This window comes from Bifidobacterium sp. ESL0819, assembly GCF_052606245.1.
Map to the genome: position 1 here is coordinate 1,523,470 of NZ_CP199587.1, position 12,506 is coordinate 1,535,975.

The window sequence follows — 12,506 nt, forward strand, 5'->3', positions numbered from 1 at the left end:
ATTATCGACGTTCTTTCATACTTGGAGACGGTTTCTAGCGCTCGCTGGCCAAAGCCATATATCCGTCCTCAAGGTTGGGCGCAGTTTCTACAGAGCCCGCGGGCGGTGTATCGGTAACTATGCGGTATCTGGTCCCCTGTGGGGTGGGTTCCGCGTTGATGATTGTGGCATTTTCCGGTGGGGCCGCGATAGGGGGCGTGATCCAGGTATGACCGGCAGCTTCATGGATCAACCCCTCAGTCGGCCCGTCATACTGTTTGCGTCCGAAACGTAATACGCATACCCAGGGGCAGGTTTGTGCAACGTCATCGAGTATATGGGTGGAGAGGATGACAGATCGATCCTGCCCCAGCTGGGCAAGGAGCGTGCGGAACCGCATGCGCTCTTCGGGATCCAACCCCGCTGTGGGCTCGTCGACTACCAGCAGCTGGGGGTCGCCCATAAGTGCCTGTGCGATGCCAACCCTGCGCCTCATACCCCCGGATAGCCCCCGGATAGGTAAGTTCATTACATCTTCTAATCCCACCTGTTCCAGGAGGGTATGCGTCTGCTCCTGCCGCATGTGTTTGTTGTCAATCATTTTCAAGATGCCGATATAGTCAAGGAATTCAAGCGGGGACAGGTTGTCGTAGGGGGTGATGTGCTGTGGCAGATAACCCAGGTGCCGTTTTAGATTTCGCCTGTTGGCCGGCGAAGACAGGTCTTGTCCATCAATAAAAACTTTACCTGTAGTTGGTTTGATTATTCCAGTGAGAATGCGCATGAGGGTTGTTTTGCCTGCACCATTTGGCCCTATGAGTCCTATCATGCCCTGTGGAAGATCAACGGTCAGATCGTTTAAAGCGGCCGGTCTCCCCCGAAAATCCTTGGTCAGATGGTCAATCGAGATAAACATGTGGGTAATTCCTTTCAAAGTCGGTAGATAGTCAGACCCGAACTTTTATGTGGTTGGAGGCCATATTTGCACCAGTGAAAAGGAGGAAGATAATACACGCCTGCCAGAGTAGGGATATGACTCCTGATTGGATGGTAAAGGGGCCGTTCGCCGGTATGTACATAGGATTGGTATGAAACCATCCCTGCGCAATGGGATCGCCAATGACTGCCAGGGGGCCGCCATTGAGCGTTGGGATTGGTAAGAGGGGGGTATAGAAAGCCAGCCAGGCCCATACCAGGACGGCAAGAATTCGGGCTACGATCGTGGGCAACAGGGCTCCCAGCAGGGCGGATATCCCCATAGCAATCAGTATTGATGGTGAGAGTATGACAAGTGCTACTGCCAGGGCCACCAGTATTGCCTTACCGTTGCCGTTAATGGCTTGGCGGATCGCGATCAATACAAGGAAAAGCAGGGAAGATGATATGCAGATGACCCAGGCTCCCAAGACATGAGCTGAGCGGATGACGGCCATCGGCAAAGGGGAGGTGGATTCAAGTTCGTCCATACCTGTTCGCCTGCCTGCAGTCATAAGGTCGCTAAAAGATGCTGCGTATGCCAACGGGGTGAACATAGCAAGAACCTGTCCGGTAAAGACAAGACCCTGTATGTTGCTGAATCCAGGTGACATAGGAGAAGCATAGGCCAAAAAGAGGGCGAAGAGCGCCAGCGGTATGCTGGCCATCCACAAGGCTTTGCGCCGATAAAACATCAGTAGCGTGATGCGTACAAGGCTCAGTATCCTCATAGGGCTGCCACCTTTACAACATTGCGCTCCGCATCACCGCACATGTTCCATCCGAAGATTGCGCCTGCCGCTGCAATAAACAATGGAATGAGTCGTTGCCGGACCGGATCGGTGATGTATGGATCCCATACAAAGCATAAAAACAGCCAAATAGCTATGGAAGCCAGCGACGATGTTGGCATAGACGTGGTGAGTACGGCTATAAGGAACACTAGACAGTTGACAATGAATATACTGCCAACCGGGGAAATGATGCTCACCCATCCCATGTCACGTGGCCAAAGTCGCATCATATGCAAGCCGATAAAAAGAAGGCCTACGGCAGTAAGAAATGCTCCGGTAATGATAAGCATCCTGGTCACTTGAACCTTCCGCCATCCAGTTGGAGTTGACTCAGCAAGTTCAATGATTGGGTCACCATTGAGCACAAAAGCTGTAGATAGGCCAGCAGCAATTACAGGCACCTGAGTGAGAACCATCATAAGTGGCCGTATGCGGCCCGGTGACCAAATGCCCTCCAGTAAGAAGCCCACAAAAAGAATGCCTGCAGTCAGTATAAACGGCAGCAATACCAGCCTATAAAGCCTCTTGAGCTGTATACCTACGAAAGCCAACCTCGTCCACCTTCCTCATATCTGGTTTTGGCCTCAGCTGCCGCCAGACATTGCTCGCTACTCGTTCCGTCTGCTTAGTTAGTAGCGAGAGAGGACGAAAAGGTTCATTAATTGTTATCTCCACCGGCGAGTTGAGTATGCCAGGCAAGAGGGGCTGTAAGGATAACAGCAGATAGGAGTCCCGCTGTCAGTAGGATGGTCCCTGCCCAGGCTGCGGTTGTAGTGGGCACCGAATTGACCCATGCCGGTAGGAAAAATGATGACCGAAAGTTCTGCAAAGTTCTCATTAGTGGTGCAAGTACCCCTAGGAGCAGTGCAATCCAAGAGCATTGCCATATGCATAACAGGGCCACGATATTCGCCAGGAGTGTTATGGGGGCTATGGTTTGGGCAATAACTGGCAGGGGCCTTATTCCAGGGTTGATTGCAGTGACAATCAATAAGGCTGCTCCCCCGACGACAATATTGGAGATAAAGGCCAGCAATAGCCTAGAAGCTACTACAACTTGAGGTCCCAGGGGCATACTGAGCATTAATTCACGATCATCTTTAATGGAAAAGACCAGGATCATGGTCAGTGCCATGTTGAGCATGAGCATATTTGAAAAGATATGCATACCGAGACTGCCATACCGTGCACCTTGCATTACGTTGCTAATTAAAACCGAGCACGCTGCTATCGCAATTTCCACCAGTAAGATATATCGCGGTATGAGGCGGAATTGGGCCCGAACAAGCGGGCCGCAGGAACGTATTTGACGCATGAATGGTATTGGCTGATCTGTCGCCAAGGACGGCTTCTGGTGGATGGCCTTCATTACGCTAGTAAAAGCCGGAACTGCCGGCTGGGCATTCTGCTCTTTTTCCCTAAGCGCCTCTTGAACTTCACCCTGGTATTCTTCGGTGACTGGGCCTGTGCTATCTGGGCTTGTGCTCTTATATCGGTCTGTCATAATCACGCCTTCAATTATCTCTGGCTCGGCACTTTTTGGGTTTTGACAGGAGCGAGGTCGGTCAACTGCGGGCGCAGGATCTGCCTTGCCCGGGCAATGCGAGATTTCACAGTCCCAACTGGAACGTCGAGCAGGGAGGCTATTTCCGGGTAGGGTAACTCGTGGAGCCAAGCCAGGGTTACCGTGTATGCCATTTCTGCTGGGAGTGCATTAATCCTTTGCCGTATTATTTCCATCGTCAGGTCCTTATTGACCAGTTCTACAGGCTCCAGCTGGTCATCGGTTATCGAGTCAAGTTCCACCTGATCCATTTGTTCAGGTGGTTTCGGTTTGCGACGTTTCATATAGATTTGCCGCCGGGCAATGCTGAGTATCCAGGTGAGCACCTTGCTGTCTGCGCGGAAGGTTTTTGAGGAACGCCAGCAGCCCAGCCATGTGTCAGCAAAAACTTCACTGGCATCCTCGTCGTCGGATATTCGCAAGGAAATAAAGGCTTGGACGGTATGAGCATACTTATTGTAAAGCGCTTCAAAGGCCGATTCATTTCCGTCAGCCACCATCCTGATCAGCCTTATATCATCAGCGTCTGGATCAATGCGAGATCGTTTCACTGATGATGTCCTTCTCTGTTTTGTCTACATCCTAGATATCGTCTTGCTTACGGCTATGCAAGCGGTTATCGCGGTTATGCTCCATTGCTATTACGAATATGTTGGGATGTCGCTTTTAGGGTCGCCCATCCTGTGAATCCCGTCGCAAGACAACTCATTAACGTCTGTGTATCAAGCAACCTCTTATCAGGTGTAGGTGTCCTAGTGCTTATTTGCGCCCCTTCAAGTACTTCCGTATCTTCTTTAGGGCCCAGTCGTAATGGCTGGAGGTCGAAGAGATGAAGGCAGAGCCCAAGGTAGAGTTTCCTGTCCATGGGAGGGCGCCCTTGGTGAATAGCTGTTCGTTGGTGAACGATTGCGCCAGGGCCATGACCTTCTTATGGGATTCGATAAACAGGTTCAAGGCCTGATCGTAGGTGGTGTCATCATGCTCGTCACGCAGCTTCACATTCATTTCGCCGTAATTACGCCAGTTGTAGCCGTCAGGAAGAAAGTCGTGGGCCCTGCCCTGCTGGTTGTCCTCCACCCAGTTCAACAGCAGCTGATGCCACTCATAGAGATGAACGAGCACATCCTTGATGTTCCTGTCGCGTGCCCAATGGGCCCCCTTCTCCTTGCTCAGATCGAAGGAAAAGCGGCCATTGCGTTCTTCAGGTGTCAGCGGCTCAAGCAGCGCCACGAGTTTGTCGAAGCCATCATCAGCCGCCTTGATGAGTTCTTCCTTGGTGGTAGGTCGCGCCATGACGGTCCTCCATTTGTCTGTTGTTGACAAGATTTGACTGGTCCATCGTCACCTGTCTCGGTTTGTCATCGACTGTACCCTATATGAGCCTTGCAAATGCTCGCGTGTAGGAAATCGTCGCATACTTCAGTGTTTACCTGTATTGGCGGGAAACCATCAAGTGCTCACAGTTGCACCTACCTAACAATTAAATCCATCAAGCCAAGCTCTGCATATACCCGACTTAATTTATTTAACAAGAGGCATGAGGGAATGGCAGATGTCGGCAGGCTTTGCTTGGCTCAAATATGTATTCGGGTGCATACAGCAGGACTTTATTACTCGCCTATGGCATGCGATATGACGCTGACAGAGTTCTCGAATCTGGTGGTCAGAGCTTGGATTCCTGTGGCTGCGGCACCAAGCACGGATGCGATGAGCACCACTACGATCCAAGCGCCCCATTGCACGCTCATCTGTGCTTTGCCCATGAAGCGCGAGAGCATGAAGGTAAGGGATGAGGTGCAGAGCAAGGTGATGACCAGGGAGAACAGTGTGCTGGTAATCATAGTGATGATGCCGTCAAGTGCGCCCAATACTCTGAGCTGGCCGATTCCAGCACCTGATACGTAGGTCAGCGCCAGATCAGGTCCTCTGCCTTTGGAAGTGATCAAGGTGCCTGCAATTGCACCTGTTATCGCGATGATCAGTGGCGGTCCAGTGAGCGCCAAGAGACTCGCAAACATGTCTGCGGTCGCCGGAATAGTGCTGTCTGGTGTGGGGGGGGCAAAGCGACTTGCATGGTGGTGATCATCGTGCTTAACCCTCCGCTGACGGTCATCAGCAATGACAGACCTGCAGTCATCGGGATGATCGCCGCTCCCTGGCGCTGTATGCTGCCGACAGCCTGCTGGCCTGCCAGCCTCCAGGTTCTGGATGGCAACGCCACAATACGCGTCCATATCGCCGTGAAGCCGGGCAGGAGGTATGGCGCGAAAGCCGCCAGCGAGAATATCAGGAGGAACATGCCGCCCATGGCGAAGGCAAGAAATACCGTCATCTGATCTGGAACGGCATCGCTGCTCATCTGACTGGCACGAGGGTTAGTTGCAAGTGTAAAAGCTGGAATCAGCAGCATGCAGCCCGCGCCAATCAAGCATATGGTCCCCAGAAGGAAGCGGAAGACGCCTATCCGCTTTGGCGGATTTTGGGATTGCCTGAGTGCTTCCATTGGTCGTATTTTCGAGAGCGAACGGATAGTCAACAGGGTGCTTATGAAGATGGGCGCAGCGCTGAAAGCGAGGCCTTTGCCCAGCGAATTGAACAGGTGGCTGCTGGCATACGTCAAATGAAAATCGAGTGGATTTGTCACCATGGCGAAGATCAAGGGCGTAATCACTGGCAGCAAAAGGCAGGTGGCTGCAATAGACAGGATGAATAATCCTATGACTATCAGCAGATTCCAGGCCAGCAGTTGCCAAGGCAGAGCGCCTTGTAAAACCATGAGCGCCAGTTGATGCCGTCGTTGATTCAGTGCTGAGTTTATGACCCATAGCAGCACAGCTACGGTGATGATCACGCTGAATGCTAAGGCGGGACCAGTGTATGAGGATCCAAGTTCCTGCTCCGGGCCCTGATAGTCCTGATCAATGATTGCGGCGACCGCAATGAGGGAACAGATGACAGTCTGGGATACGACCATGGCCAGCAAGACGGCGCTCCAGACCATGGGCGCTGCTTTGAGTTCGGACAGAGCGCCTCTCATGCCATGGGCGCTTTCGCAGAGAATGACTGGCTGATGCGGCCATCGCGCACGGCAAAAAGCCGATCGCACTGGCCTGCCACCTCATTGTTATGCGTCACCAAAACGATGGTTTTCTTTTCGTGGTTGGCAAGTTCCTTCAGCACCGATATGACCTTTTCTCCGGATTCCTGATCCAGGGCGCCAGTTGGCTCGTCCGCGAATACCACGTCTGCGTCGGATAACAGGACCCGGGCCAGGGCAACACGTTGCTGCTCGCCGCCAGACAGCAGGGTGACGCTTTTCTTTTTCTGATCGATCAGGCCAAAGTACTTCAAGAGAGAATCCGCCGTCTTTCTGGGGAAGCGGGTTCCACGAAGGGTGAATGGCAAAGCCAGATTCTGCTCGACTGTCATGCTGGTGATCAGGTTGTAGGACTGGAATACGAAGCCTAGATGCTGGCGTCTGAACTTGGTCATGGCCGACAGCCCCAGATGGGTTATGTCCTTGCCCAGCAGAAGCACAGTGCCGCTAGTGGCCTTCTCCAGCCCAGCAAGGCAGTACAGCAGCGTCGATTTGCCGCTGCCTGACGGCCCTATGATGCCGGTCATCTCCCCCGGATAGGCAGTGAATGCGATGTCATTGAGAATGGTCAGTGAATCGCCGCGGCGCGGGGAGACCACCATGGACAGCCCCGTAGCTTCAATTGTCGGTGTCGGGCCTCTGCTCACGCTCACGCTGGGGTCATTCATAGTTGCATCTTTCCCTTGGATGATCATCGACGACCTTCCAGACCGAGGCATCTACGCTCAGTAATGCTGATTCGCCTCGCAGATGTCATGTACCCTCGTTCGTCGCTTGACCCTGTATAACGGTCATCCTTGTCGTCAACAGTCAATTCCATTGATATCAGCGAAAGAAGGGATGAAATACCCTGATTTACCCTGAATTATCCCTGACACGGCCCTGATTTTTCGAAATGACCGACACGCTCGGGCAGCTATGCTTACGCGCCGCCACTGGCAAAGTCAGTAGCGGCGGGGATCAGCTGATTACTGCAGCAGCCTCATTCGCTGACAAGCAGCAGGGATTTGATGGCGGTGCGCTGGTCCATGGCCTCATAGGCCTCCTGGATGTGATCCAAGGCAAAGCGCTGGGTGAAGACCTTGCCTGGCTGGATGTTGCCCTTGAGCACTTGGTCAAGCAGCAGATGCCTGTCATATGTGGTGACTGCGGCCGTGCCCCCTCGCAGCCCAACATTGCGCCAGAACAGCTTAGAGGTGTCCATGGTGGTCTGCTGCGGTACGCCGACCCGGCCGACCACTGCGCCGGGCCGAGCCACCCTGACGGCGGTATCTGTGGACAGTTCAGTGCCCACGCATTCCAGGACCGCATCGGCTCCGCCTCCGTCGGTGAGGGCCATGACCTGCTCCACAGCAGCGTCGCCGCGTTCAGCCACGATGTCAGTGGCACCGAATTCACTAGCCAACCTTTGGCGGTCCTCATGCCGGCTCATGGCAATGATGCGTTCGGCCCCGCGCAGCTTGGCTGCTATGACTCCGCACAGACCCACCGCTCCATCGCCCATGACCACGACTGTGTCGCCTTCTTTGACCTGGGCTGTTGCGGCTGCATGATAACCGGTGGCCATCACGTCGGAGAGGGTCAGCAGAGAGTCCAGCATGTCGTCGCTGTAGTCCTCAGGTTGGCCTGGAATCTTCACCAAGGCCCAGTCCGCATTGGTGAATCGCAGATACTCGCTCTGGTAGCCGCCGCTCCCCCGCCTGTCCGGATCAAAACAGTCGCCGTCGAAGCCAGCCCTGCAGGCTGCGCAGTGCCCGCAGCCATGAGTGAAAGGCGCTATGACAAAGTCCCCTGGCTTGACATGAGTGACATCCGAGCCCACCTTTTCGACCAGGCCGATGGCCTCGTGCCCTACATGACTGCCTGAGGGCATTGAGGAAATACCCCGGTACCACCACAGGTCGGATCCGCACACGCAGGCACGGACGATCCGAATCACGGCATCTCCAGGCTTTTCGATAGTCGGCATCGGTGCTTCCTCCAGCTCGATGCGGCCCGGCTTTACAAACTTTGCTGCCTTCATGCTCCTGCTCCCCATTCTTCACTACCTGGCGTATTTGCCTGCCAAGTATGCGGATGAAACATAGTCTACGGAGTTCAATCCGCTTGAAGTCAAGTCAATACCTTTTGTGCGCGATTCACCGAGGTGGGGACAAGATTGTTACGCGGGAATACGGTCACAAGATGCAACCATATATAGGTGCCGTATAGGTGTACCGTCATATGTCTTGTGACTCGGCCGAACCACAAGAAATCAACTCACTTGGAAGAGCTTTCAGGACTGCCAAGTTCCTTAAGGAAGGCGGCATAGGCTTGGGGATTGCGATGGTTTTTGCCTGCTTGGACGATCAGCCCGTGGTATTCGCGCAGATCGTTCAGTGGCCATTGATCAACCCGAATAAAATCCGCCTCGTACTCTTCACCCTCTTGGTATGACCGCAAGGAGGCCCACCCCAGACCGTCCAGCATCCGGCGTGCGTAGGCGTCCCAGATGAAGCAGCGCTGGCCGAAGGCATAGAGCCGTATGACGTCCGCCGTCTCGCGTCCAACCCCGGCAATGGTGAGCAGGTCGTCACGCAGGCCTTCATCCGTGCAGTCCTCAACATCGGCCGTACGGATGCCATGAGCCAGCAGCCACTGAGCCAGGGCTTTGCAGGTGCGTGCCTTGGCCTTCATGAAGCCGCTTGATCTGATCAAGTTCGTCAGTCTTGCCAGGTCGACGTCGGCCATGTTGCAGGGATTGAGCAGATCGGCCGTGCGCAACTGCTCGATGGACATGGCCGCGTTTCCCCAGGCTGTATGTTGGACCAGCACCGCTCCGATCATCATTTCGAAGTCGGTCTCTGCCGGCCACCAATTCTGTACTCCCAGACGAGCGAGCAAACGTGAGTACAGCCACTTTGAGCAACCGGCATTTATCCTGCCTGAATTGCCCATAACGCCTCCACCAAACTGCTTGACACTTTCCATGGTAACAGCTGGCTCCAGCCGGTGCGGAGCGAGTCAGAGGATGGCAGGCGCCTGGGCGAAATCAGTGATAGCGCCATCGGCCTCAGAGCGAATGGAGTCCCAATCCTTGGCCGAAGACTGGTCGTACATGGCCCAGACCTTCATCCCAGCGCGCTTGGCCGAATCGACGGCGACCAGAAGATCCTCGAACACTGTGCAGTGGTCAGGCGCGACGCCCAGCATCCGCGAAGCCAACAGATAGATTTCTGGTTCCTCCTTGCCGATGCTTTTGGCATCATCCACGCTGCAGACCTGGTCGAAATAATCGGTCATGCCAGCGTGTTTCAGAGCAGCCTGTCGCAGGCGCGGAGGGAGGCTGGTTGCCACAGCCAGGGCGGCACCGCTGGCTTTTAGCGCTTGCAGGTAATCAAGTGCATGTGGTTTGGGCTGCACAGCTGTGGCGTAGAGCAGGAGTGCATCCTCGTTCCACTCTTCCACAAGATCTTCTGGGCGCTCGTCAAGGTGGAAGCGGTCGATGGTGTATCTGGCGATGGCACCGGTCTGCATGGATGCCACTACAGATGCGTAGTCGTCCGGCATAGGGATGTTGCGGCGAGCAAAGAATCGTTGGTCGATTTCCTTCCAGACTCCCATAGAATCCAGAAGCGTGCCGTCGAGATCGAAGATGGCGGCCTTGCCAATGTTGACTTTTGTTCTATCTTCGCCCACGCTGCATGTTCTCCTATTCGTCGAAGTTATTTATACTAGCATCACCACAGATCAGGTACGGTCGAGCATCTTAGAGTCGCAGTCTTCCTCGATAAGCCTTGGGATTAAAAAGTAGGTATGCTCAACAGTCTAATGTTGCCACATGAGGCTTCAATCCAAACGGTTGTCAATTATTTTGCGCTCAGTGAGTGAAAAGCGCATAAAAGTTGAAGAAGATATACAATATTGGTTGAAACAATGTTAGCATGCAAATATTAGAGAAAATCATCGAAAAAGGAGACTTATGGCTATTCAAGAAACAACAGCGGCTCTGGCTGATCCCCTGCGTCGTCGTGTGCTGGATCTTTTGGAGCAGGGCGGCATGGAGGCGGGACGTCTGGCCGAAAAACTGGGAATGACGCCATCCAAGCTGTCCTATCATCTGCGGAAGTTGAAAGAAGCAGACCTGATTGTCGGCCACAAGCAGGGCACCAGGGTCATCTACGAACTCAATCTGAGTGTGCTGGACAGCACCATTCAATGGCTCTACCGTCTGCGGACAAGCGCCAGTGACAAGAGAAGTCTGCCTGTACCGCAGACTGCAAGCACGGAAACTGATTCGGCGGCGATTTCAGAGTAAGGAGACTCTCATGGCTGATGGCGGCAAAGCGGGTCGGTTCGTCCCGAGCCTGGTCGTGGCTCAGTGGTTGCCGGGGATGATCATGCTGGGCGTAAGCTGCTTAGTGGTCAATCGTCTGCCACACGAAAAGGTCCCGCTTCATTGGAACGCACAGAACCAGGTGGATCGCTGGGGCTCTCCCCAGGAGCTGGTTTGGATGCCCTGCTTCTGTCTGGTCATTGCGCTGATTTGGACCATCCTCATGCTCGTCCTGCGTGCATATTTGATTAAACGTGGTGATGAAGCGGGACATACTTTGACCGTTTTTCTTCTGGGTGGGCTATGCATGCAGATTATTTTCGCGGTTTTAGATCTGTTCGAATTAGCTTCCGCTGATCCTCATTGGGGACGGTGGCCGACGGATTTCGGCATTGATAAGGTTGCCATGCTATTGACTGGTCTGACTCTCATAGTCATCAGCAATCTTGCTCCTAAAATCAGGCCCAATGGCATCAGCGGTTTTCGGGTGCCAGGTGCCTTCTCCAGCCGCGAGGCTTGGCGCCGTTGTCAGCGGTTTGGCGGGGTGCTCTTCATGATTCTGGGCGTGGTCATGATCCTGTCTGCCCTGGCTTATAGCGGAGTCAGGCTCTATTGGATCTGTGGAACCGCTCTGGCAATCGCTCTTGTACTCATTCTTGCCTATGGTTCATACGCTGGCAGAAAGTATGCCGGGCAAGGAGAACCTGTCTACCACCGTTAGTTCATGTAGGCAATGCGTGAGCTAAAGGGGACTGTGAATGACAGATCAGGATACAAGTAAGAACTTCCTGAATTCGTTGAAGGATTCGGAGCTGATTTAGATCAAATCAAGTACCCGGCAGCACAGTCTTTCATTATCAGCATTATTTCACTAGCCAAGCTGCAACAGTCTGGACAGGCATCTGCTCTCTCCCTAGAAACTGTAATAACAGACACCTCACAAACCCTGTATTTCATGGAAACCAGAGATAAAAGCTAATGCACTTCAACCGGGGATGTAAGAGCATCCCCGATATCCTTCTCATCTATATAAAATAATGACTGGCTGCACGCCCAGCAATCCCCCGCACGTTTACCCGCTTGAACTTGCATAGCTATATTATAGTCAGTTTAGATCCCAGGAAAGTTCTTGCTTTCTTAGTAGCCATTCACAGTTTTGCTTAAATTTATGAATTCATATACGCCATCGTTCGATTTCTGCAGTTTAGAGTCTTCTATTTTAAATCCTGCTCTCTGATAAACTTTAATTGCACGTTTATTGAAGCTAGCCACTGATAGAACTATTATTCTGTAATTGGAATTATTCTGTATAAATGCTTCGATCTCTGTAACGAAATTTAATCCCAGCCCTCGTCCGGTCAAATCCGGTCTCAATCCTAAACCGACTTCCACTTTTTGCTCTGATAACCTTTCCAAGCAAAAATAACCAACCAGTTCATCTTTATCATTCAAAACCTGATAATACTTATCTCCACGCAATTTTGGAGTGATTATTTCTTCAAAATCCTCTGGATCATTTTCCATATCATAAAAACTATAAGTATCGCTGTAATGCCATTTTCTGGCGATCAGGTCTGCATTTGCTTGAGTTAATAGCGATATGTTTTTATATTTCATATTTTCCCTACTCAATCTACAGACTCGGAATTATTGCATTTAGTAATGGCGCAAAGACCTTCTTTAGGTGTTCCAAAAGTTAATTAATAAAATCTAAGCTGCGGGATAAATACAAACCCCGTCAGCCAAGTTTGCATTGCGTTCCGACTGGAATGAAGAGGGTCA

At 52.6% G+C, this 12,506-nt stretch carries 15 protein-coding genes; 2 read left to right on the forward strand and 13 right to left on the reverse strand.

Annotation, left to right across the window (positions count from 1 at the left end; translation table 11 throughout):
* Positions 1-34 precede the first annotated feature (34 nt).
* The 12 genes from ACUIAD_RS06390 to ACUIAD_RS06445 all read right to left on the reverse strand — a co-directional run bounded on the left by ACUIAD_RS06390 (position 35) and on the right by ACUIAD_RS06445 (position 10,060).
* On the reverse strand, positions 35-895 hold the full coding sequence (locus ACUIAD_RS06390; protein WP_445343095.1) for an ATP-binding cassette domain-containing protein: 861 nt from the start codon (positions 893-895) through the stop codon (positions 35-37).
* Between the two features lie 31 nt (positions 896-926).
* A complete protein-coding gene (locus ACUIAD_RS06395) occupies positions 927-1,685 on the reverse strand; it encodes a murein hydrolase transporter LrgB (RefSeq protein WP_445343096.1) in 759 nt (252 codons plus the stop codon).
* Positions 1,682-2,299 (reverse strand): hypothetical protein, encoded by a 618-nt coding sequence (locus tag ACUIAD_RS06400; protein ID WP_445343097.1) that lies wholly within the window; start codon positions 2,297-2,299, stop codon positions 1,682-1,684. Before ACUIAD_RS06400 ends, ACUIAD_RS06395 begins: the two co-directional genes overlap by 4 nt.
* Positions 2,300-2,406: 107 nt before the next feature.
* Positions 2,407-3,252: a hypothetical protein gene (locus ACUIAD_RS06405; protein ID WP_445343098.1), complete on the reverse strand. Its 846-nt coding sequence runs from the start codon at positions 3,250-3,252 to the stop codon at positions 2,407-2,409.
* Between the two features lie 14 nt (positions 3,253-3,266).
* On the reverse strand, positions 3,267-3,863 hold the full coding sequence (locus tag ACUIAD_RS06410; protein WP_445343099.1) for an RNA polymerase sigma factor: 597 nt from the start codon (positions 3,861-3,863) through the stop codon (positions 3,267-3,269).
* A 208-nt stretch (positions 3,864-4,071) separates the two neighbouring features.
* Positions 4,072-4,605 (reverse strand): ClbS/DfsB family four-helix bundle protein, encoded by a 534-nt coding sequence (locus ACUIAD_RS06415; protein ID WP_445343100.1) that lies wholly within the window; start codon positions 4,603-4,605, stop codon positions 4,072-4,074.
* A 317-nt stretch (positions 4,606-4,922) separates the two neighbouring features.
* Positions 4,923-5,258, reverse strand: coding sequence for a hypothetical protein (locus tag ACUIAD_RS06420; RefSeq protein ID WP_445343101.1), 336 nt, complete (start codon positions 5,256-5,258; stop codon positions 4,923-4,925).
* 32 nt (positions 5,259-5,290) lie between these two features.
* Positions 5,291-6,313 carry a hypothetical protein gene (locus tag ACUIAD_RS06425; protein ID WP_445343102.1) on the reverse strand — a complete coding sequence of 341 codons (1,023 nt, stop codon included), beginning with the start codon at positions 6,311-6,313 and terminating at the stop codon, positions 5,291-5,293.
* Positions 6,314-6,345: 32 nt separating this feature from the next.
* A complete protein-coding gene (locus tag ACUIAD_RS06430) occupies positions 6,346-7,062 on the reverse strand; it encodes an ABC transporter ATP-binding protein (protein WP_445343103.1) in 717 nt (238 codons plus the stop codon).
* Between the two features lie 329 nt (positions 7,063-7,391).
* The gene (locus ACUIAD_RS06435; protein ID WP_445343104.1) at positions 7,392-8,432 is read right to left on the reverse strand and encodes a zinc-dependent alcohol dehydrogenase family protein; all 1,041 of its coding nucleotides are present in this window, start codon (positions 8,430-8,432) and stop codon (positions 7,392-7,394) included.
* A 236-nt stretch (positions 8,433-8,668) separates the two neighbouring features.
* The gene (locus tag ACUIAD_RS06440) at positions 8,669-9,379 is read right to left on the reverse strand and encodes an endonuclease III domain-containing protein (RefSeq protein WP_110452068.1); all 711 of its coding nucleotides are present in this window, start codon (positions 9,377-9,379) and stop codon (positions 8,669-8,671) included.
* A gap of 33 nt (positions 9,380-9,412) precedes the next feature.
* A complete protein-coding gene (locus tag ACUIAD_RS06445; protein ID WP_181414466.1) occupies positions 9,413-10,060 on the reverse strand; it encodes an HAD family hydrolase in 648 nt (215 codons plus the stop codon).
* Between the two features lie 310 nt (positions 10,061-10,370).
* On the opposite strand from ACUIAD_RS06445, the gene ACUIAD_RS06450 reads away from it, so the two are divergent.
* Entirely contained in the window at positions 10,371-10,706 is a 336-nt protein-coding gene (locus ACUIAD_RS06450; protein ID WP_445343105.1) for a metalloregulator ArsR/SmtB family transcription factor, read from the forward strand.
* Positions 10,707-10,716: 10 nt separating this feature from the next.
* On the forward strand, positions 10,717-11,445 hold the full coding sequence (locus ACUIAD_RS06455; RefSeq protein WP_445343106.1) for an SdpI family protein: 729 nt from the start codon (positions 10,717-10,719) through the stop codon (positions 11,443-11,445).
* A gap of 416 nt (positions 11,446-11,861) precedes the next feature.
* Here the strand turns inward: ACUIAD_RS06455 and ACUIAD_RS06460 are convergent, their stop codons facing one another.
* The gene (locus tag ACUIAD_RS06460) at positions 11,862-12,341 is read right to left on the reverse strand and encodes a GNAT family N-acetyltransferase (protein WP_110452072.1); all 480 of its coding nucleotides are present in this window, start codon (positions 12,339-12,341) and stop codon (positions 11,862-11,864) included.
* Positions 12,342-12,506: the final 165 nt, after the last annotated feature.

Excerpts from the sequence above, each read along its gene's own strand:
- ACUIAD_RS06390 (WP_445343095.1), bottom strand. The coding sequence starts at position 895 with ATGTTTATCTCGATTGACCATCTGACCAAGGATTTTCGGGGGAGACCG.
- ACUIAD_RS06395 (WP_445343096.1), bottom strand. The coding sequence starts at position 1,685 with ATGAGGATACTGAGCCTTGTACGCATCACGCTACTGATGTTTTATCGG.
- ACUIAD_RS06405 (WP_445343098.1), bottom strand. The coding sequence starts at position 3,252 with ATGACAGACCGATATAAGAGCACAAGCCCAGATAGCACAGGCCCAGTC.
- ACUIAD_RS06415 (WP_445343100.1), bottom strand. The coding sequence starts at position 4,605 with ATGGCGCGACCTACCACCAAGGAAGAACTCATCAAGGCGGCTGATGAT.
- ACUIAD_RS06425 (WP_445343102.1), bottom strand. The coding sequence starts at position 6,313 with ATGGTCTGGAGCGCCGTCTTGCTGGCCATGGTCGTATCCCAGACTGTC.
- ACUIAD_RS06435 (WP_445343104.1), bottom strand. The coding sequence starts at position 8,432 with ATGAAGGCAGCAAAGTTTGTAAAGCCGGGCCGCATCGAGCTGGAGGAA.
- ACUIAD_RS06440 (WP_110452068.1), bottom strand. The coding sequence starts at position 9,379 with ATGGAAAGTGTCAAGCAGTTTGGTGGAGGCGTTATGGGCAATTCAGGC.
- ACUIAD_RS06450 (WP_445343105.1), top strand. The coding sequence starts at position 10,371 with ATGGCTATTCAAGAAACAACAGCGGCTCTGGCTGATCCCCTGCGTCGT.
- ACUIAD_RS06455 (WP_445343106.1), top strand. The coding sequence starts at position 10,717 with ATGGCTGATGGCGGCAAAGCGGGTCGGTTCGTCCCGAGCCTGGTCGTG.
- ACUIAD_RS06460 (WP_110452072.1), bottom strand. The coding sequence starts at position 12,341 with ATGAAATATAAAAACATATCGCTATTAACTCAAGCAAATGCAGACCTG.